Origin of the sequence: Altericroceibacterium indicum (assembly GCF_009828105.1) — a bacterium.
Taxonomy (GTDB): Bacteria; Pseudomonadota; Alphaproteobacteria; order Sphingomonadales; family Sphingomonadaceae; genus Altericroceibacterium; species Altericroceibacterium indicum.
Window position 1 is genome coordinate 332481 of record NZ_WTYQ01000003.1, and the last position, 21311, is coordinate 353791.

General features: G+C 57.4%; 14 protein-coding genes. 9 read left to right on the plus strand and 5 right to left on the minus strand.

The window, feature by feature from the left end; all coding sequences use genetic code 11:
- Positions 1 to 63 precede the first annotated feature (63 nt).
- The 4 genes from GRI39_RS09960 to glnE form a co-directional block, all read right to left on the minus strand.
- Positions 64 to 741 carry a M23 family metallopeptidase gene (locus tag GRI39_RS09960; RefSeq protein ID WP_160739544.1) on the minus strand — a complete coding sequence of 226 codons (678 nt, stop codon included), beginning with the start codon at positions 739 to 741 and terminating at the stop codon, positions 64 to 66.
- A gap of 158 nt (positions 742 to 899) precedes the next feature.
- Positions 900 to 1688 (minus strand): ferritin-like domain-containing protein, encoded by a 789-nt coding sequence (locus tag GRI39_RS09965; protein ID WP_160739545.1) that lies wholly within the window; start codon positions 1686 to 1688, stop codon positions 900 to 902.
- Positions 1689 to 1697: 9 nt separating this feature from the next.
- Positions 1698 to 2180 carry a peroxiredoxin gene (locus GRI39_RS09970; protein ID WP_160739546.1) on the minus strand — a complete coding sequence of 161 codons (483 nt, stop codon included), beginning with the start codon at positions 2178 to 2180 and terminating at the stop codon, positions 1698 to 1700.
- Positions 2177 to 4882, minus strand: coding sequence for a bifunctional [glutamate--ammonia ligase]-adenylyl-L-tyrosine phosphorylase/[glutamate--ammonia-ligase] adenylyltransferase (gene glnE, locus GRI39_RS09975; RefSeq protein ID WP_160739547.1), 2706 nt, complete (start codon positions 4880 to 4882; stop codon positions 2177 to 2179). Before glnE ends, GRI39_RS09970 begins: the two co-directional genes overlap by 4 nt.
- Before the next feature lie 141 nt (positions 4883 to 5023).
- Here glnE and GRI39_RS09980 point away from each other — a divergent pair, with 141 nt between their 5' ends.
- Both GRI39_RS09980 and GRI39_RS09985 read left to right on the plus strand, forming a co-directional pair.
- Complete coding sequence (locus GRI39_RS09980) at positions 5024 to 6721, plus strand: M28 family metallopeptidase (protein WP_160739548.1); 1698 nt, start codon at positions 5024 to 5026, stop codon at positions 6719 to 6721.
- A 4-nt stretch (positions 6722 to 6725) separates the two neighbouring features.
- Positions 6726 to 7712 carry an agmatine deiminase family protein gene (locus GRI39_RS09985; RefSeq protein ID WP_160739549.1) on the plus strand — a complete coding sequence of 329 codons (987 nt, stop codon included), beginning with the start codon at positions 6726 to 6728 and terminating at the stop codon, positions 7710 to 7712.
- 59 nt (positions 7713 to 7771) lie between these two features.
- Here the strand turns inward: GRI39_RS09985 and thrS are convergent, their stop codons facing one another.
- On the minus strand, positions 7772 to 9769 hold the full coding sequence (gene thrS, locus GRI39_RS09990) for a threonine--tRNA ligase (RefSeq protein ID WP_160739550.1): 1998 nt from the start codon (positions 9767 to 9769) through the stop codon (positions 7772 to 7774).
- 464 nt (positions 9770 to 10233) lie between these two features.
- Here thrS and GRI39_RS09995 point away from each other — a divergent pair, with 464 nt between their 5' ends.
- The 7 genes from GRI39_RS09995 to GRI39_RS10025 all read left to right on the plus strand — a co-directional run bounded on the left by GRI39_RS09995 (position 10234) and on the right by GRI39_RS10025 (position 21305).
- Positions 10234 to 10965, plus strand: a complete 732-nt coding sequence (locus tag GRI39_RS09995) for an alpha/beta fold hydrolase (RefSeq protein WP_160739551.1) — start codon at positions 10234 to 10236, stop codon at positions 10963 to 10965.
- A gap of 15 nt (positions 10966 to 10980) precedes the next feature.
- The gene (locus GRI39_RS10000) at positions 10981 to 11856 is read left to right on the plus strand and encodes a tetratricopeptide repeat protein (protein WP_160739552.1); all 876 of its coding nucleotides are present in this window, start codon (positions 10981 to 10983) and stop codon (positions 11854 to 11856) included.
- Positions 11853 to 12833 (plus strand): LLM class flavin-dependent oxidoreductase, encoded by a 981-nt coding sequence (locus GRI39_RS10005; RefSeq protein WP_160739553.1) that lies wholly within the window; start codon positions 11853 to 11855, stop codon positions 12831 to 12833. The genes GRI39_RS10000 and GRI39_RS10005 overlap by 4 nt, the downstream gene beginning before the upstream one ends.
- 162 nt (positions 12834 to 12995) lie before the next feature.
- Positions 12996 to 17711, plus strand: coding sequence for an NAD-glutamate dehydrogenase (locus GRI39_RS10010; RefSeq protein WP_160739554.1), 4716 nt, complete (start codon positions 12996 to 12998; stop codon positions 17709 to 17711).
- 41 nt (positions 17712 to 17752) lie between these two features.
- Positions 17753 to 18979, plus strand: coding sequence for an NAD(P)/FAD-dependent oxidoreductase (locus GRI39_RS10015; RefSeq protein WP_160739555.1), 1227 nt, complete (start codon positions 17753 to 17755; stop codon positions 18977 to 18979).
- An 80-nt stretch (positions 18980 to 19059) separates the two neighbouring features.
- Positions 19060 to 20043 carry an ABC transporter ATP-binding protein gene (locus tag GRI39_RS10020; protein WP_160739556.1) on the plus strand — a complete coding sequence of 328 codons (984 nt, stop codon included), beginning with the start codon at positions 19060 to 19062 and terminating at the stop codon, positions 20041 to 20043.
- A complete protein-coding gene (locus tag GRI39_RS10025; RefSeq protein ID WP_160739557.1) occupies positions 20040 to 21305 on the plus strand; it encodes an ABC transporter permease in 1266 nt (421 codons plus the stop codon). The genes GRI39_RS10020 and GRI39_RS10025 overlap by 4 nt, the downstream gene beginning before the upstream one ends.
- Positions 21306 to 21311: the final 6 nt, after the last annotated feature.

Sequence of the window (21311 nt, forward strand, 5' to 3'; positions counted from 1 at the left end):
GCATTACTGCCGCCCTTTCACCCTCTCCAAACACTTAAGCCTTTAGCTTATTCAGCCTTTACCTTATTCTGGGCCACCCATGCCGCCACCATTTTCATTCACAGCCAGTTCGGTGGTAATCATGTAAGGACGTGGATCAACCGCTTCACCATCTACACGCACTTCATAATGAAGGTGCGGGCCGGTGGACCGGCCAGTTGTGCCAATATAGCCGATCAATTCGCCCTTTTTCACATGCTCACCGGCATTCACAGTGTAGCTGGAAAGGTGGGCGTAGCGGGTTTCCAGATCGCCGCCATGTTCGATCTGCACGTAATTCCCATAGGAACCGAAATATTGCGCCTTGCCGACTGTGCCATCAGCGGTGGCATATACCGGTGTGCCGCGTGGGCCGGCCAGATCGACACCCTTATGCGCAGCGCGCTTGTGCAGAACTGGATGATTGCGCATCCCGTACCCGCTGGTGAGGGTAACCCCTTCAACCGGCATACCTGCAGGGACAAAAATTTTCATTTGAGGACCAGCGGCCAGTTCGCCGCCATTGTCAATCTTGCGCCAGCTGGCAAAGAGCTGCTGAAACTCGCGCTCACCGTCACCAATCTTGCTGTCCTTGTCGGACTTCACAGCGCCAGTAATCTGAGTGGTTGCGGCATTGGTGCCTGCATGGGCCGGGCTTGCTGCCATCACGATCATTGCGGCAGTAGCACCAGTGATTGCTCGGAATGTGTTGTTCAAAAGCATGCGACCTCTTTGTTCCCGTCCATAGTCGTGGATACATCTGTATCCGTCGGCTTCCCCCGGTGAGGTCGACCACAAATTGATAGGCCGAACTCGCTTTTCGAAAAATACGGGAACCTCCCGCCTTCCGTCTGGTTACTAGGTATGCGGGTAAAAGAAGATTAAGCAACAGCCTCATAGAAGCTGCGCGACAAACCGGCTGCACTGCGCGCTGAGTCGTTGAACGGAGGCTTCAAGCTGCCTCTAAAGTGCTTTTTGACCAGCCTTTTCCAAAGAATCTCAGGTGTTTCATCGTGGCTTAGGCACCAAGCGGTGAAATGTTTGGCGCCGAAGTGAACATGACGAATCTCGTCTGACAGGATTCTTTCCAGAATCTTCGCCCCACCAAGATCGCCTTGCCCGCGCACGCGATTGAGCGTCGCCGGTGTGACATCAAGCCCGCGTGCCTCCAGCACCATCGGCACAATCGCCAGCCGCGCGGCAACATCATGACAGGTTTCCTGCGCGGCTTCCCACAGACCATCATGCGCTGGCAGATCACCATATTGGATACCGATTTGGCGAAGCTTGCGATCAATGAGTGCAAAATGCATCGCTTCATCCGCCGCCACGGAGAGGAAATCGGCAATGAATTCCTCATCCATCTCACTGCCAAACCGGCCAACCATATCCAGCGCCAGATCAATCGCGACAAATTCAATATGCGCGAGTGAATGCCACAAGGCGATGCGGGTTTTCTCTGAACCGCCCTTGGCCCGCCGGGGCATCTGGCTGGGAGGCAAGAGTTTCAGGCGATCTGGCCAGCAGGGCCGGTCAGGCATCGCGGTGCTCAGTGCACCGCTTAACCGACCCTGCCGCCAATCGCGCACCAATTGGCGCGTCGCCATGACTTTGGCACGCGGATCGCCGGTCAGCAGAGCTGCTCTGATGGCTTCCCCCAGACTTTGCATGAAAATTCCTTAAAGCGCCTGTGCCGCTTCAAGCACGGCCTGGGCATGGCCTTTCACTTTGACCTTACGCCACACCTGGGCAATTTTGCCATCCGGCCCGACGAGATAGGTCGTGCGTTCCATCCCCATGTATTTTCTACCATACATGTTTTTCTCAACCCAAATGCCGAGCGCTTCAGCGATTCCCTCAGGGCCGTCCACCGGTGTGTCAGAGGCAAGTGGAGCCGTCAGCTCCTGCTTTTCAATGAATTTCAAATGCTTGGCTGGCGGGTCTTTACTTACCCCTAGCAGTGCTGTGCCTGCTGCATCAAACTCAGCTTTGAGCGCAGAAAAATCCTTATTCTCCGTGGTGCAGCCCGGTGTTGCGTCCTTGGGATAGAAAAACAGGACAAGCTTTTTCCCGGCAAAATCTGACGGTTTTATCTGTCCACCATCCGTGGTTTCCAGCGCAATATCAGGTATCATATCGCCAATGTCTGGGCGTTCGCTCATGCTGTAATCTCCAATGTCTCGCCAAACAGATCAGCCCAAAGGCTGGCCACTCCATGCCGTGCTTCTGTCAGGTCTTTCAAGAGCTGAGGGAAAGAAGCCTGCCCGCAAATCCGCGCGAGAGCCTCCTGCCCGATGGCGCTGGGGATATGCCCGTCAGGCGCAAGCAGGCGCGCTGCAACGAGCAGCCGGGTAAGCCGGTCATACCATTGCGCGAAATCGGTCGGCACCAGATCTCTTTCTGCTAATGATGCAATGGCTTGGCCCAGATCAGGCTCCAGTGCTACGCCATCACGCAATTGCAGATAGTGCAGTGCAAATTCACAATCGACGAGGCCACCACGCAGCAGTTTGGCGTCCAGCGGCCCGGAAGGGTGTTTGTGCTTTTCCATCTCATTGCGCATTTTCAGCACATCTTCGCGCAAAGTGGCCGGATCACGGGCCGCTTCAAGCACCGAACAGATCATATCGCGCAATTCCGCCTGTGCAGCGGGTGGCCCGTAGAGTGGGCGGGCACGGGTAAGTGCCATATGCTCCCAGGTCCAGGCATCCTGTTTTTGGTAGCGGGCAAAACTCTCCAAACTCACCGCCAATGGCCCTTGCGCACCTTGCGGACGCAACCGTGTGTCTACTTCATACAGCGCGCCCTGTGCGGTCGGCACGCTCATCGCAGCCGAGACCCGTTGGGCCAGCCGGTTGAAATAGAGCGAAGCGGTGAGCGGGCGTCGCCCATCGGATTCGATCCCGATATCTCCGGTGAAGAGAAATACGATGTCGAGGTCAGAGGCATGAGTGAGTGCGCCCCCGCCCAATCGGCCCAGCCCGAGAATCACCAGTTCACCGCCGGGCACCTTGCCGTGGGTTTCCTGAAATTCGGTGCAGGCGGCCTGCGCCCCAGCTTGCAACGCCGCTTCAGCAACGCGTGACAGGCCTGCCGCAATATCGAGCGGATCATGCCGTGCCTCGATCAATTGCGTACCCAGAGCAAAGCGTTCTTCGCCCACAATCCGGCGAATCCGATCGAGCCGCCGTTCATAATCATCACCGCGTTCCGGCCGAACCATTCGCGCGCGCAGAGCCTCTACGCCTCCGGGCAGGTCGAGCGCACTGGTATCAATGAGCGCATCAAGCAATTCAGGGCGACGCGAGAGTTCATCAGCCAGTGGCGGAGCGAGCGTCAGCAAACGGAGCACCTGATCGAGCAGGCCCGGCCGCGCTTCAAACAAGCGGAACAGGTTAATCGCGCTCGGCAGGCGCGACAGCAGCGTTTCCCAGCGGGTAAAGGCGCGCTGTGGATCGGGTGCTTCGATCAAGGCTTCAAGCAGGGCCGGCAGTACCGCATCGAACGCCAGCCGCGCTTCGGCGCTGCGCAACGCACGCATATTGTCTTTCCAGCTTTCAATCCGAGCAGCCAAAGCGCCGGGCTGGTCAAAACCGAGCGCTTCCATTCTGTCCGATACTGCGCCCCCATCGGGCAAAGACGCAAAAGAGGCAGAATCCTCCCCCGGACGGTCAAGCAATTGATCATAACGCTGTGCCACTTGGCTGGTAATCTCGGCCAGCTCGCGCACCAGTGCCGCACCATCTTCCAGCCCAGCCAGAGCAGCGACATTATCCAGCGATGAAGATGATTCAGGCAGGGAATGCGTTTGGCGGTCATGGACCATTTGCAAACGGTGTTCGATCTCACGCAGCCGGTCATAGGATTGCCCCAGAACATCGGCATCTTCGCGCTTGATAATGGACGCATCGGCCAGCGCATCCAGCGCTTGCCGCGTGCCACGGCATTGGAGGGAAGGATTGCGCCCACCATGGATCAACTGATGGGTCTGGGCATAGAATTCCACTTCCCGAATCCCGCCCCGGCCCTGTTTCACATTGAAGCCAGGCCCCGGTTCACGCGGGCCATCATGATGATCGCGAATCCGCTCTGTCAGGCGTCGGATCTCTTCCAGCGCGGTGAAATCAAGGCTCCGGCGCCAGACGAAACTGTGAATCGCATCGAGGAAATCCTCGCCTGCTGTGATGTCACCTGCCGCAGCCCGCGCGCGAATAAAGGCTGCCCGTTCCCACGCCAGTGCGGAGCTTTCATAATGGCTAAGCGCCGCTGGCACCGACACAGATAGGGGGCTGACTTCGGAGGCCGGACGCAGTCGCAGATCAACCCTGAACACATATCCTTCACCGGTTTGTTTGGTGAGCACTTCCATCAACGTTCGCGCGACCCGTTGCGCCGCTTCGCCCGGATCATCGCGTTCCCGCCGGGGCAAAGTGTCAGGATCAAATAGCAGAATCGGGTCAATATCCGAGCTGTAATTGAGTTCGCGCGCACCATGTTTGCCAAGCGCCAAGCCAATAAAGCCCAGTGGCTCCGCATCAGGCACCCGGCGCGTGACCGCATGGGAAATCGCTTGATCAAGCGCGCGATCAGCGAAATCGGACAGTTCTTCCATCACCCGGGTGACCGGGAAAGCCCCCGCCAGATCGCCAATGCCCAGCGCCACCGCCAGGCCAATCCGTTCGCGCCGCAAAGCCACGCCCACATCATCGCAAGATTGCCCGGCAGCTTTCGCCCATGCCAGTGCTTGTTCACCGTCCCCTTTGGCGAGAATCTCTGCGAGTTCGGGTTGCCGCTCCAGCCCGAGCGAGAGAAAAGGGGAATGCGCCCGCGCGCGCTTCAAAGCCTCTGTGAAATCACCTGTCATGCCTTGCGTGGTGCCCGCTTGCAGCCATCAGAGCAAGAGTCTGGATTTGCACTCATAAAACTCCATTCGGCTCAGCACACTTGAGGCGCGCGCCATGCTTTGCCACAAGGCCGCATCGCAATGCCCAAAAGGGGGATTAGAATGTTCAAATTTGCCAGCATCGCGGCCGCATCACTTGCGCTTGCCGCTTGCTCCGGCGGGACAAAAGACGCATCGACGGACGCCTCCACCGACCTGTCTATTCCCGACGTTAAACCCGGTGACATTTCCATCGAGACGATGAAGGAAGTCACCAAGACGTTGTCTTCTGATGAATTCGAAGGCCGTGCGCCCGGCACGGAAGGGGAAAAGAAAACCCTCGCTTATCTGGTAGAACAGTTCAAGCGCGTCGGCCTCCAGCCGGGCAACAATGGCAGTTGGTTTCAGGATGTTCCGCTGGTGGAAATCACCTCGGAAAACTTCAAGCCACTGACCATCACGGGCGGCAAAGAGCCTCTTTCCTTCACCTATGGCAAGGATTGGGTCGGCACGACCTATCGTGAAGAGAAATCCACTGATCTGAAAGACAGTGAACTGGTCTTTGTTGGCTATGGTATCAATGCCCCGGAAAAGGGCTGGAATGACTATGCCGGCGTGGACATGAAGGGGAAGACAGCCGTCATTCTCATCAATGATCCCGATTGGGAAAAATCCACGCAGGATGGCGATTTCAACGGCCGGGCGATGACCTATTATGGCCGCTGGACCTATAAATATGAAGAAGCCGCCCGTCAGGGTGCTGCTGGCGCAATCATCATCCATGATACGGTTCCGGCTGCCTATGGCTGGAATGTGGTCGAAAGTTCGTGGTCAGGCCCGCAAGCCTATGCCCAGCGCAAAGATGGCGGTGCGGATCAGACGCAGGTAAATGGTTGGGTCCAGCAGGATGTGGCCAAAAAAATCATGGCCGCTACCGGGCATGATCTCACCAAGCTGATGCAGGAAGCCAAAACCAAGGGCTTCAAAGCGGTCCTACTGGGCGCGAAAGTGTCTACCCAGTTTGACAATAAGGTCCGCAAATTCGCGTCCAAGAATGTTATTGGCATTCTTCCCGGCAGCGAAAAGCCGGATGAATATGTCCTCAATTCCGCCCATTGGGATCACCTCGGCCATTGCAAAGCCAATGCCGAAGGCGATGACATCTGCAATGGCGCGGTGGACAATGCCACTGGCACTGCGGCTCTCGTCGCGCTGGCGGAAGCAAATGTGAAAGCTGGCCCGGCCAAGCGCACACTGGTCTACCTGGCAGTAACGGGTGAGGAATCCGGCCTGCTGGGTTCCGAATATTATGGTGCCAATCCGGTCTTCCCGCTGAGCCAGACCGTTGGCGGTGTAAACATGGATGCCCTGTCGATGGCAGGTGAAGCCAAGGATGTCACGGTGATGGGTGGCGGAAAGAGCCAGCTTGATGCTTTCCTTGATGCAGCCCTGAAAAAGGAAGGCCGCGTGGCCACCCCAGACAGCGAACCGCAAAACGGCTATTATTATCGTTCGGATCACTTCAGCTTCGCCAAACGCGGCGTGCCGATGTTCTACATCGATGGCGGGATTGATCTCGTCAACGGCGGCACCAAGGCGGGCAAAGCCTATAATGACGATTACACCAAGAACCGTTATCATGGGCCGGACGATGAATATGATCCCAATTGGGATTGGAGCGGCGTCGCCAAGGACCTCCAACTGTTCTACACTTTGAGCCGGATGCTGGCTGACAGCACAAGCTGGCCCAATTGGAACGAGGGTGACGAGTTCCGCAAGACCCGTGATGACAGTTGCGCTGCCTCGGATAAGGGCTGCTAAACTGATGACACAGCGCCTCCCGCCCGAATGGCATCCGCAGGATTGGCTGTGGATCGGCTTTCCCCATGATGAGGAGGAATGGCCGGGCTTTCTTGTTCGTGCACAGGAACAAATGGCAGCTTTTGCCAATGTTGTGGCTGAAAGCGGGCAGGAGGTGCGTTTGGTGGTGCGCGATGCGGCTAATGAAGCCCGCGCGCACTCCCTCACCAATGGATCGGTGAAGCTGGTGCGTCATCATTATGGTGATGTATGGCTGCGCGACACCGGACCTTTGGTAACATTGGGTGCGGACGGGACAGCCCATGCCCAACGCTTTGGCTTTAATGGCTGGGGCGGCAAATTTCTGATGGATGGCGATCAGACTATCGGGGCGGACCTCGCTGCTGAAGCGAGCCTTCCCATATCAACGGCAGACTGGATTCTCGAAGGCGGTGCGATTGATACCGATGGCACCGGCCTTGTGGCCGTGACCGAGCAGGTGTTGCTCAACCCCAATCGCAACCCGCATCTTTCGCGCGGGGATATTGAAACACGGCTCCGCCGCGATCTTGGCTTTGACCGGGTTTTATGGCTGGGTGATGGCCTCATCAACGATCACACCGATGGCCATGTCGATAATCTGGCGCGCTTTGTGGCCCCCGGCGTGCTGGCAGTGCCAGAAGCCACCGGACCGGATGATCCCAATGCCGCCATCTATGCGGACGCCAAAGCACGGGCGGAAGCCTTTGGTCTCACTGTTCGCAATGTGCCTTCACCGGGTCTGGTGGATTCCGGGGATCATATTGAACCGGCAAGCTATATGAATTTCGTCATCACAACGCATCTGGTGGTGGTGCCAACGTATGGCACGCAGCATGACGAGGCGGGCGTGGCCGCTATTGCCGAACTCTTCCCCGACCGGGCCGTTGTAGGCGTTCTGGCCGATGCCGTGCTGGCAGGTGGCGGGAGCTTCCATTGTTCCAGCCAGCAAATGCCTTCAGCACACGCATAAAAATGCCACCCCGGATTGCTCCGGGATGGCATTCTATTTCATTCATGTAACGACGGGCTTTAACGCAAGTCAGGCGCGGTTGCGTTTTCCTTGAGGAAAGCAATCGCTTCGTCGAGCGAGATGAACTTCTGTTCTTTCTCGCCCAGCGTGCGCATGGCCACCGTGCGTTCTTCTGCTTCACGCATGCCGAGCACCAGCAGATGCGGCACCTTCTTCACCGAATGGTCACGCACCTTGTAATTGATCTTCTCATTGCGGAAGTCAGTCTCGACGCGGATCCCAGCCGCTTTCAGCTTGGCTTCCACTTCACGGCCATAATCATCCGCATCGGAAACGATCGTTGCCACGACAGCCTGCACCGGGGCGAGCCACAGCGGCAATTTGCCGGCAAAATGTTCGATCAACATGCCGATGAAGCGTTCATATGAGCCAAAGATCGCACGATGCAGCATGACCGGGCGGTGGCGATCACCATCTTCACCGACATAGCTTGCATCAAGCCGTTCAGGCAGCACGCGGTCGGACTGGATCGTGCCGACCTGCCATGTCCGGCCAATCGCATCGGTTAGATGCCATTCGAGCTTGGGCGCATAGAAAGCCCCTTCACCGGGCAATTCTTCCCAGCCATATGCTTCGGTTGCAAGGCCCGCTTCCTCAACCGCATTGCGCAATTCCTCTTCGGCCTGATCCCACATTTCGTCCGTGCCGAAGCGCTTTTCAGGGCGCAGCGCCAGCTTGATCGAATAATTGCCAAAGCCCAGATCCTTGTAGATCCGGTCCGCCAACGCGCAGAATTTGCGCACTTCATCGACAATCTGATCTTCGCGGCAGAAAATATGCGCATCGTCCTGCGTGAACTGGCGCACCCGCATCAGCCCATGCAACGCGCCATGCGGTTCGTTGCGATGGCAGCAGCCATTTTCATACAGGCGCAGCGGCAGATCGCGGTAGGATTTGATGCCCTGCTTGAAGATCAACACATGCGCCGGGCAGTTCATCGGCTTCAGCGCCATCCAGTCCGCATCGTCCGAAACGATCGGGCCTTCATCTTCTGTATTCGGCACTTCATCGGGAATCACGAACATATTTTCGCGATATTTGCCCCAATGGCCGGACTGTTCCCACTGGCGAGCATCCATCACCTGCGGCGTTTTCACTTCGCGGTAGCCGGCACCGTCGATCGCACGGCGCATATAGGCTTCCAGTTCCCGCCAGACGATATAGCCTTTGGGATGCCAGAACACGCTGCCATGGGCTTCGGCCTGAAGGTGGAACAAATCCATCTCCGCACCGAGCTTGCGATGATCGCGCTTGGCAGCTTCCTCCAGCCGCACAAGATGTTCATTGAGTTGCTTCTTGTTGAGCCAACCAGTGCCGTAAATACGGCTCAGCATCGCGTTCTTCTGGTCACCGCGCCAATAGGCGCCGGACACGCGCGTCAGCTTGAAAGCCTTGGGATCGAGCTTGCCAGTCGAGGCCAGATGCGGGCCACGGCATAGATCGAGCCAGTCCTTGCCAGAATGATAGACAGTAAGCGCATCGCCTTCGGGCAATTCCGCCGCCCATTCGGCCTTGAAGCTTTCCCCATGATCCTTGAACCATGTGATCAGTTGGTCACGCGTCCATTCCTCGCGCACCAGAGGCTTATCCGCCTTGATGATGTCCCGCATCCTCTCTTCAATGACGGGAAGATCTTCTTCGGTGAAAGGGCCACGCTTGCCGGGGGCGAAATCGTAATAGAAGCCATCATCGGTCGCCGGGCCAAAGGTCACTTGCGTATCTGGCCAAAGCGACTGCACCGCTTCGGCAAGCACATGGGCATAATCATGCCGCGCCAGTTCCAGCGCTTCTGCTTCATCCTTGGCGGTAATCAGCGCCAGTTCCGCATCGCCATCAAATGGGCGGTTGAGATCGCGCACTTCACCATTGACCCGTGCGGCCAGCGCTGCCTTGGCAAGGCCCGGCCCGATGGCTGCTGCCACATCTGCCGGGCAGGAGCCTTCCGGCATATCCCGCGTGGAGCCATCGGGGAGGCTGATTTTCATTACTTCGGTCATCGAACCCGTCTCTTAATCTGTTGCGCGCCAAAATCTGGTGCATCCCAATGGCACAGGCGCGCGCGCATCGGAAGATGTGGCGTTCTGCTCATTCAACCGGTTTCGGGAAGTGACGCCATACCGCCCGAACCCGGGCAGTGATGGCAGCGACTAGATCGCGACCGACCGCTCCCCCGGGGAACCGGTGAAGGTGGTAGTGGTCGTGATAGTCAGCATCTGAGCCATGGCCCACGCTCTAGCAACGCTTTGCCAAGGAGTCACTAGCCTTTACCATAGGCTGTTTGGCGTCACCGATCGGCGATGCGCCCAATGCGAAGCAGCACCCCGCCAGGACCACTCACCGCGAATTCACAGACAATCCCATGGCATCATCCAGACTTGAGCAGCAGGAGCGCTAGATAAGGACGGTCAAGTGTGTTCCGCAACGCCTTGTTGTCCCAACAGTCAGCCCCCATCTGCTGTGCATGGCCGAGATACACTTTCACGATATGCCCGATGGGCGCCGCATCGCTTTTCGTCACACGGCTGGCACGGGCCCCGCTTTGGTGTTTTTGCCGGGTTATATGTCCGATATGGATGGCACCAAGGCGACTACGCTGTTTGCCTGGGCGCAGGAGCAAGGACGCGAGGCGCTGCTGCTCGATTATTCAGGATGCGGGCAGAGTTCAGGCGATTTTGCTGATGGCGCGCTGTCTGTGTGGCGCGATGAAGTGCTGGCGCTGATCGCGGCTTATGTGTCGCATCCGGTTTTGCTGGTGGGTTCTTCCATGGGCGGATGGCTGATGGTGATGGTAGGCCGTGCGCTGGACGATCGGCTTCATGCGATGGTCGGCATCGCCGCAGCACCCGATTTCACGCATTGGGGCTATGATGAGGAAGAACGCCGCCAATTGGCCGCTGGTGAGACATTGCTGCGCCATAATCCCTATGGCCCGGAACCCACCCCCACCCATGCGAAATTCTGGGCCGACGGTGAAGCCAACAAACAATTGGATGGCGAGATTCCTGTCACCTGCCCGGTGCGCCTGCTGCATAGCCGCGCTGATGGCGAAGTCCCGCCGCGCATATCGCTCGATCTGGCGGAAAAGCTGCGTTCAGAGGATGTGCAGGTGATTCTGGTCAAGGGTGGCGATCACCGCCTGTCCCGCGATAGCGACATCGCATTGCTGCTGCAGGTGGTGCAGACTCTCGATTGAACAGGCCCTCCCCCTATGTCCATTTCACTCCCCCTCGCCATGCTTGCCCCGCTACTGCTGCTGCAATCCACTGCCGGCGGCGTGCCCGGTTCATCCTCTGCCCCTCTGCCCCAGGATATTGGGCGGGATGACACCACTCTTCCCCCAATGCGCCGCCGGATTCAGGCCAAGCCAACCATTGAACAGGACAGGCTCAGCGTATGTCTTGATAATTCGCGCCGGGACCCGGCCACAGCTATTGTCAACGCATCCACCTGGTTGGCCGAAGTGACCGGGGCTGAGCGGAGTTTCCCGCAGCAATGCCTCGGCATGGCCTATGTCAGCCTGCTCCGCTGGGATGCAGCAGAAAATGCCTTCCTCGCTGCACGCAACTTCAAGCTTGATGATGATCATGTGAATCGCGCAAGGTTGGCCGGAATGGCCGGCAATGCGGCCATGGCTGCTAGCCACGCCCAAGAAGCGCTTAACGCGTTCGACCTCGCGATTGGCGATGCAGAGAAGGCGGGGGACACGGTTCTGGCAGGCACGCTTTCCGCCGATCGCGCCCGCGCATTGGTCCAGCTCAACCGTGATAGCGACGCAGAAACGGCCTTGAACAAGGCTATCACCGACGCCCCCCAGAACCCAACGGGCTGGCTGCTGCTCGCCACACTGGAGAGGCGCGAAGGCAAGCTTGCTGAAGCGGCTGAACATATCCGCACCGCTGGCGGCCTCGCTCCGCATGACCCAGCCATTGCATTGGAAGCCGGGGTGATCGCCGCGCTGGCAGGCGATGACGATACCGCCCGCAAAAACTGGCACGCAGTGATCGATATGGCCGCATCTGACAGCGCGGAAGCCACCAACGCCAAAGCCTATCTGGCGCAATTGAAACAGGAGGATCAACCATGATCCCACTTTCCGTCCTAGATCTCATTCCCATCCGCGAAGGCGGCACCGTCTCGCAGGCTTATGAAGCATCGGGCAAACTGGCCAAAGTGGCTGAAGATGCTGGCTACAAACGCTTCTGGGTGGCCGAGCATCATGCCACGGAAGGCATTGCCGGAGGCGCAACCTCTGTTGCACTTGCGCATATCGGCCATTGCACCAGCACGATCCGCATTGGCGCAGGGGGTATCATGCTCCCCAATCACAACCCTTTCGTGATCGCAGAGCAATTCGGCGCGTTGGAAGCCTTGTTTCCAGGCCGGATCGACTTGGGGTTGGGCCGCGCACCGGGTGCCGGCGGGCGCATCGCACAAGCATTACGCAAGGATTTGCACGCATCGGCGGAGGCTTTCCCCAGCGATGTGGTGGAACTTCGCGCCCTTCTGACAGGTGACATTGACCTGCCGATCAAGGCCACTCCCGGCTATGGCGCGAATGTGGAAATGTGGATTCTCGGCTCCAGCCTGTTTGGTGCACAGCTCGCGGCGAAGCTCGGAATGCCCTATGCTTTCGCCAGCCATTTCGCGCCGGATCATCTTGATGAAGCCTTGCGGATTTATCGCGAACGGTTCGAACCTTCCGAAGCACTCGACAAGCCGCACGCCATGGCCGCGATGACCGCGATTGCGGCCGATAGCGATCAGGAAGCGCTGGATCTCGCCACATCGCAGGATCAGTCCTTCATTCGCCTGCGCACTGGTGATCCGGGGAAATTGCCGCCCCCCATCTCCGGCTATCGCGACAGCCTGCCCATCACGGGGCAGGCCATGCTGGAGCGGATGGACGTGGCCCGGGCCGTAGGCTCTCCTGATACTGTGCGGCAGAAAATTTCCCGCTTTGTCGAACGCACTGGCGCAGATGAAATCATCCTGTCCGGGGCAACCTTCGACCCTGCTGCGCGGGAGAACTCTCTTCGCCTCATCAAGCAGGCTATGGCATGATCGAGAAAATCCGCACTAAGCTGGATTGAAACTCTTCACCGGAAGCCTAAAACAATAATCAGAAAGTCCAGCAAAAGAATCATTCATTTGCAAAATAAGCTTGCTGGAACAGGCGGGCATGGCCCGGATTAGTCCTTTAAGGACTGGAGAAGGACAGAGCATATGGCAGAAGAGATCATCGGTAACGATTCGCAAGCGCAACAGGAACTGACCCAGCAGCTTGTAAGGAGGATCGAAGCATCTCTCCTGCCCGATGAAAAAGGCCTTGCTGAAAATGACCTTCACAAGGCTGCAGCGTTCATTCTCGAAGCGGCTGAAACCCGCAAGAGCGGCACGCCTACGATCCTGATCCGCTCTACCACCGGCCCGCGCCGGTTCCTGCGTATCGCCTGCATCAATAAGGACATGCCTTTTCTGGTCGATTCCATCGCTGCAACCGTGGCGGAGTTCGATGTCCAGATTGATCGGCTGGTTCATCCTATCGTATCTGTGGAACGCGACGATCAAGGGCGCCTCACCGGCATTGCGGAGCATGGTAGCGAGACCGGCTCTGATCAGGAATCGATGATCTATCTCGAAACGGGCCGGCTGGATGCCAGACAGCGGCGCGAATTATTTAACGCATTGGAAGTCACGCTAGCCGATGTTCGTGCCGCAGTGGCGGACTGGCCGGAAATGAGAACCCGGCTTCAGGAAGATGCGGACCAGTTGCAAGATAGCGAAGGCGCGGCCCTGCTGCGCTGGCTTGGTGATGGCATGATGACTCATCTTGGCCACATCACCCGCAACCGCGCGGGCGAGCAGGTGGTTAATCTCGGGATCTGCCGGGAAAGTGCGAAGGACCTGCTATCAGATAAGGCATGGGACACGGCCTTTGCATGGTTTGATGGCCATTTTGGCAAATCGGATAGTCATCAAGACCGTCTGCCCCTGATCGTGAAGGCCAACCGCGTCTCCCACGTTCATCGCCGCATACCGCTTGATCTGTTTGTCATGCCCGTGATGGAAGACGGCAAGGTCACAGCCATTTCTATCCATGCCGGGGTATGGACCAGTTCAGCACTTGCAACCCCGCCCAATGAAGTGCCGCGCCTGCGCCAGCAATTTGCTGCGATTATGGATAAGCTGCACCTGCAAGAGGCCAGCCATGACGCCAAATCGCTGACTCATGCGCTGACCACCCTGCCGCACGATATTATCATTGGCTTTTCGGATGATGACATCGCCCGCATTGCCACGCTGATGATGAGCCTGTCTGACCGCCCACGCCCGCGCCTAGCGCTGGTCACCGCTCCATTGCAGCGCCATCTGTTCGGTTTCGTCTGGTTCCCGCGCGATATGCTGTCCACTTCGATGCGCCAGCAGATCGGACATATGCTGGAGGAAGAAACCGGTGCTTCGATTCTTGACTGGAGCCTTGCTGTCGAAGGCGGCAATCTGGTCATGCTGCGTTATGTTCTCGATTTCCGGGGCCACCTGAACACACCTGATGAAGCCGCCGTCAACGCGCGGCTGGTGGAAATGTTGCGCGGCTGGACCGAAGCTGTCGAGCATGAACTGGCGGACAATGAAGAACCCGGCCGGGCCGCAGCCCTCGCCACCCGCTACGCTGATGCCTTCCCACCATCCTATCGGACCGACTACGGCGCACGGGAAGCAGCACAGGATATTGAACGTGTCCGCCGCCTCACCAGTGGTGAAGACAATAATCCAGAAGGCCGCGATGCACGGCTCTATCGGATGGCTGGGGACGCGGAATGCGATCTGCGTCTGAAAGTCTATCAACTCGGTGGCTGGCTGCCGCTTTCTGACGCGGTGCCTGCATTGGAAAACTTCGGTTTTCGCGTGCTGGCGGAAATTCCCACGGAACTCGACAACGGCAAAATCGGCACGGTTCACGATTTCAAGCTTGGCCTGTTAGCAGGCGATAAAGCGGATCAATTGATGGAGCGAGCAGAGGAGATCGAAACTGCGATCACCGCTGTGCTCAACAATCTTGCGGAAAATGACGTGTTCAACCGCCTCGTGGTGGGCACTGCGCTGGCCGCAGAAGAAGTGAACTGGCTTCGCGCCTTCTATCGCTATCTGCGCCAATGCGGCGTGAGCTTTACAATTTATACGGTTGTGGATGCGCTGCGTGGCGCGCCAGATGTCACCCGTGCCCTCATCACACTGTTTCGCACCCGGCATGATCCCGCCTTTGATGGTGATCGTGCAACAGCAGCAGAAGAGGCAGATACGGCCATTCGTGCAGGCTTAGCCAATGTGGCTGCAATCAATGATGACCGTTTGCTGCGCCTTTACTGGGCCTGCATTCATGCCAGCCTGCGCACCAATGCCTTCGCTCTGGCAGCGCAGGAAGCTTTGGCCTTCAAATTCGATTCCGCTGAAGTGCCAGGTCTGCCCAAGCCGGTGCCATGGCGCGAAATCTTCGTCTATTCACGCCGGGTGGAGGGTATCCATTTGCGCGCAGGCGCCGTGGCCCGTGGCGGTCTTCGCTGGTCTGATCGTCGCGATGATTTCCGCACCGAAGTGCTCGGCCTGATGAAAGCGCAACGGGTGAAAAATGCTGTCATCGTGCCAACCGGCGCGAAGGGCGGGTTTTACCCCAAGCAATTGCCTGATCCAGCAACAGACCGGGAAGGTTGGGCAGCCGAAGGCCAGGCAAGCTACGAAATTTTCATTCGCACACTGCTTTCCATAACGGATAATATCGTAGGCGAAGCGGTCACTCATCCTGATGATGTTGTGATTCACGATGGGGAAGATCCCTATTTCGTGGTGGCCGCAGACAAGGGCACGGCGCGATTTTCCGATGTTGCCAATGGCATTGCAGAATCGCGCGATTTCTGGCTCGATGATGCCTTCGCCAGTGGCGGCTCGCATGGCTATGACCACAAGGCCATGGGCATCACCGCCAAGGGTGCATGGATTTCGGTGCAGCGCCACTTCCTTGAAATGGGTGTCGACGTGCAGACCGATTCGGTCCGTGTGATCGGCTGCGGCGATATGTCAGGCGATGTGTTCGGCAATGGCATGTTGCTTTCCAAAGCGATCAAGCTGGTTGCCGCCTTCGACCATCGCCACATCTTCCTCGATCCCGATCCCGATCCGGCGAAAAGCTGGAATGAACGCAAGCGCCTGTTCGATCTGCCCCGGTCAAGCTGGGCGGATTATAGCAAGGAATTGCTGTCTAAAGGCGGCGGGATCTTCCCGCGCAGCATGAAGCGTATTCCGCTGTCCGAAGAAGTGCGTGCGATGCTCGGCACGGAAGAAACCGAACTCGATCCGGACACCCTGATTTCCACCATTCTGAAGTCGCAGGTCGATCTCTTGTGGTTTGGCGGCATCGGAACTTACATCAAGGCCGAGCGGGAAAACAACGTGCAGGTTGGTGACCCCACCAATGATTCCCTGCGTGTCGACGCGCAAGACATGCAGGTTAAAGTGATTGGTGAGGGTGCCAATCTGGGCGTTACCCAGGCCGGGCGTATCGAATTTGCGCTGAATGGCGGCCGGATCAATACCGATTTCATCGACAATTCTGCCGGGGTTGATTGCTCGGACAATGAAGTAAACATCAAGATCGCACTGGCCGCAGCCGTGCGTTCGGGCATGCTCGACAAGGACAAGCGCAATGTTCTCCTCGCCAGTATGACCGACGAGGTTTCCGATCTTGTGCTGGAAGATAACCGCTTGCAGGCGCTGGCCTTGTCCATCGCGGAAATCGGCGGTGCAAAAGCTGTTCCGGCACTCACCAGCCTGATCGACACACTGGAGGAGGTTGGCGAACTCGACCGTAAAACCGAAGGGCTGGCTGACAATGATGCTCTTTCGCGCCGGGCCGGTGATGGTCACGGGCTGACTCGCCCTGAACTCGCGATCTTGCTGTCAAATTCCAAGCTGGTGATGCAGGCAGCGATTGAAGAATGTGAATTGGGCCGTGATGACGCCCTGATTCCTCTGCTTCTGGCAGATTTCCCGCAAGAAATGCGCGAAACCTACCGCCAGCAAATCCTCGACCACCCGTTGCGCAAGGAAATCGTGGCAACGATCATTGCCAATCAGATTATCAACCGTATGGGGCCGGTTCACCCGTTTGAACTGGCAGAAGAAGAAGGCGCAAGCCTCGATCAGGTTGCCGCAGCCTTCTGCGCCTCAGCTCGCCTCCTCAAGATGGAAGAGAGCTGGTCCGCACTGGAAAAGGCAGACATGCCCGAAAGTGCGCGGCTCATGCTGTTCGATTGGAGCGCTCAGGCATTACGCAGCCATATGGCGGACTTGTTGCGGGTAACGGGCGGCAACATTGCCGTTGGGCCGCTGGTTGATAGCCTGCAGGCAGATATCGACATTTTGCGCCGCGAAGTGGACGGTTTGCTGGCATCTGAAGGCCGCGATCATGCCCGCCGGATGATTGATGAAATGCGCGAAGCCGGGGCACCTGAAGGGTTTGCGCTTGATGTCGCGCGGCTGTTCAAGATCGATGGGGCAATCGGCCTGTCGAGCCTTGCAATGGATACAGGGGTAAGCGTCACCTGCCTTGCCGATGCCTTTGTCGATCTGGGCCATCAGATGGGCATAGACTGGGCACAATCGCGCGCAGCGGTCATGAACCCGTCCGATCCATGGGAACGCTTGCTGGTTGCCGGGCTTGCGCGTGATTTCCAGCAGATGCGGCTGGATTTCCTACGCAGCTTTGCCAAGCGGCATGACCTGCAGGCAACAGCCGATACCGCCATCGCCCAATGGGTCGATAATCATGAGGCTGCGCTCAAGCGTTTCCGCCATGTCATTGCCAGGGCGCAGAGTTCGGCATCCATTGCCCCGTCCATGTTGGCGCAAATTGCAACGCAGGCCCGCAATATTTTGCAGCGTTGATACGCTTGACCTGACCCCATATTCTTAGCAAGCACTCATCTATGATCGAAACTGATGTGGCTATCGCAGGTGCAGGGCATGGCGGCGCACAAGCCGCCATCGCTCTCAGACAACAGGGCTTTGAAGGCCGTATCCTCTTAATTGGGCGGGAATCTCACCTGCCCTATGAGCGGCCTCCTTTGTCCAAGGAATATCTCGCCAGAGACAAACCTTTTGAACGGATCATGATTCGTCCGGAGAAATTCTGGGCCGATAAGAACATTGATCTCCGGCTTGGCACGGCTGTTACGGATATCGATCCAAGGGCCAGAGAAGTGAAGCTGACGGATGGTGAAACCGTCCGCTATGGCTCACTGATCTGGTCTGCCGGGGGGGATGCAAGGCAATTATCCTGTTCAGGGGTGACTCTTGCCGGGGTTCACTCTGTCCGCAACAGACCGGATGTGGACCGGATCATGGCCGAGCTGGATGCAGGCGCGAAGAAGGTCGTCGTTATCGGCGGCGGATATATCGGCCTTGAAGCGGCGGCAGTGATGACCAAGCTTGGTTGCTCTGTCACCTTGCTGGAAGCGCAGGACAGACTGCTTGCCCGCGTGGCCGGCGAAGACCTGTCCCGCTTCTATGAAAAAGAACATCGTGAACACGGAGTCGATATTCATCTCGAAGCCAAGGTTGATTGCCTTGAAGGCGATGGAGAGAAGGTCACAGGCGTCAAAATGCACGATGGCAGTGTGTTGCCGTGCGATATGGTCATTGTCGGTATCGGCATTGTGCCCGCCGTAGGGCCGCTGATCGCAGCCGGTGCAGCAGGCGCCAATGGCGTTGATGTGGATGAATATTGCCGCACCAGCCTGCCTGACGTTTATGCCATTGGAGATTGTGCAGCGCACGGTAACCCTTACGCTAATGGCGCAGTGATCCGGTTGGAATCCGTCCAGAATGCCAATGATATGGCCACTACGGCCGCCAAGGATATTTGCGGCAACTCTGAGAGCTACAACGCTCTGCCGTGGTTCTGGTCCAATCAATATGATCTGAAATTGCAAACCGCGGGCCTCAGTTTCGATCATGACACGACAGTGCTGCGCGGTGATCCTGACAGTCGCAAATTCTCGGTGCTTTATTTACGCGATGGGCGGGTTATCGCCGTGGATGCGGTCAATAATACCAAGGATTATGTGCAAGGCCGAAAGCTGATCGAAGCACGTATTCCGGTCAGCCCGGATACCCTGATGGATACGGAAATACCGCTTAAGGACCTGCTGTAAGACGCGGGCTACTTTACGGGATACTATCAGCCTGAGCAAATCGCTTGCCTGATTGCTCAGGCTGATAGTATCCAAACGATATGAAGCATTTGCCCGATTCAGCCATCGGAGCCGGCATTTCCTCGCATGGGCTGGCGATTGAGGCGCGTGGCCTTGTCAAACGCTTTGATGGGACGCTGGCCGTAGACGGGGTTGATCTCTTCGTTCCTGAAGGGGCAATATACGGCGTTCTAGGCCCTAATGGCGCGGGCAAAACCACCACCTTGCGCATGTTGCTTGGCATCATCGAACCCGATGAAGGCGAAAGACGTATTCTAGGGCACAGCCGGCCACAAGATATCGCCAAAGTCATCGGTTATCTGCCGGAAGAACGCGGCCTTTATCCTTCCATGAAAGCCTATGAAGCGATTGCATTTATGGGAGCATTGCGCGGGCTTCCCATCGCTGAGGGTCGCCGCCGCGCCCGGATCATGCTGGAAGAAAACGGCTTGGAACATGCCATGGAACGGCAGATCCGGCAGCTTTCGAAAGGCATGGCGCAAACAGTTCAACTATTGGGCACGCTGGTGCATAATCCGCGACTGGTCGTGCTGGATGAACCTTTTTCGGGTCTTGATGCGCTTAACCAAGGAAAGCTGGAAATTCTGATCCGGTCACTGGCGGATAAGGGCACCACAGTGATCTTTTCTACCCATGTCATTTCCCATGCCGAACGATTGTGTGAAAACATTGCCATCATCGCCGGAGGCAAGGTGCCCTATGCCGGGAATGTCGATACAGCGCGTGATCGTATTCCGGCACAGGTTCGCCTGGAAACCCGCAATACGGACGGGCCATGGCAGGCAGCACTGCCAGCTAACACGCAGAAGGAAGGCAATGTCTGGACCTTCCCCCTGCCTGATAATGGGGTTGAACCCTTATTGCGCGCACTGATTGAAGGCGATGCAGGGATTCTTTCCCTCTCCATTGAACGCGCCGGGCTCCACGATGCCTTTGTCGCCATTGCTGGAGAGACAGCCGCATCGCAGCTCAAAAGTGACACGGCTGTGGAGATGGATGAATGAGTGAAAGCGGCACGTCCTTAGGTCGCCTCTCAATCTGGCAAGCCGCTTTGGTCATTGCCCGGCGAGATTTCACCGCGATTCTGTTCAGCCGCGCCTTTCTCTTTTTTCTGCTGGGGCCCCTCTTTCCGCTGGCGATCGGGGTTCTGGCAGGGGGCATTGGTGGCAATATTGCCAATTCGGATGGCCCGGAAACCATTGCCATTGCGATGAGCGCTCAGGATACGGCGCACATTCTGGCTGCACGCAAGAATCTGGAACCTGTGATTGCCCGGGATTTACCCAAGCTGGAATCCTTGCCTGCAAGCTCGATGGAGCCCCCTTTCGATCCGGTCCATTTTTTGGCCACGGATAAGCGGCAATTTGCCGCCGTCCTTTCCGGAAGCACTGAAAAGCCAGTGCTAACCGCCACATCAGAACGGCTTCAACAATGGCATGGGGTCGTAGGGCTCATATGCGCTGCGGCAATGTCTGGAAACTCTCTGGCCATCCCGCATGTTGCTGAACAACATCTCGCCTCAAGCAGCCTCAGCCAAAAACGCGGGCGCGCGATCACTGCCAAGGGCGCGCAAGCCATCATGTTCCTCCTGATCATGCTGCTGGCGGGCATGGTGCTTTCCAATCTCGTAGAGGAGAAAGGCAATAAGATCATTGAGATTCTGGCTGCTGCCATCCCGATTGACGCAGTGTTTCTTGGCAAACTCTTTGCGATGCTCGGAATATCGGTTTTAGGGATTACCGTCTGGGGAAGTGTGGCCATACTCGGTATCGGTATTGCCGGAATCTCTCCATCTGACATTCCCACACCTGCCGTCGGCTGGCCGGTCTTTCTCCTTCTGGGCACCATATATTTCGCGATGGGCTACCTGCTGCTTGGATCAATCTTCCTTGCAATAGGATCACTCGCCAGCACCGTGCGTGAAGTTCAGACTCTGTCCATGCCGGTCACGATGTTTCAGGTTCTGGTGTTCTTTCTGGCCAGTCAGGCAAGTGACAAAGCTGGAAGCGCGCTGGAATGGCTGGCGATCATTTTCCCGCTGTCATCCCCTTTCACCATGCTGGCGCGGGCAGCAACGGATGGGCATTTATGGCCCCATATCGCTGCACTGGCCTGGCAAATCACCTGCGTCGCGGTGTTTATCAAAGTGGGGGCAAAGCTGTTCCGCCAGCGCGTGATGAAAACCGGTAAGCTATCACCTCGTAAACGCAGATTCTTTGGCGCAGGATCGCTCTTGTTCAGGAACAGTTCTGCCCGGCATCGGTAAATTCGA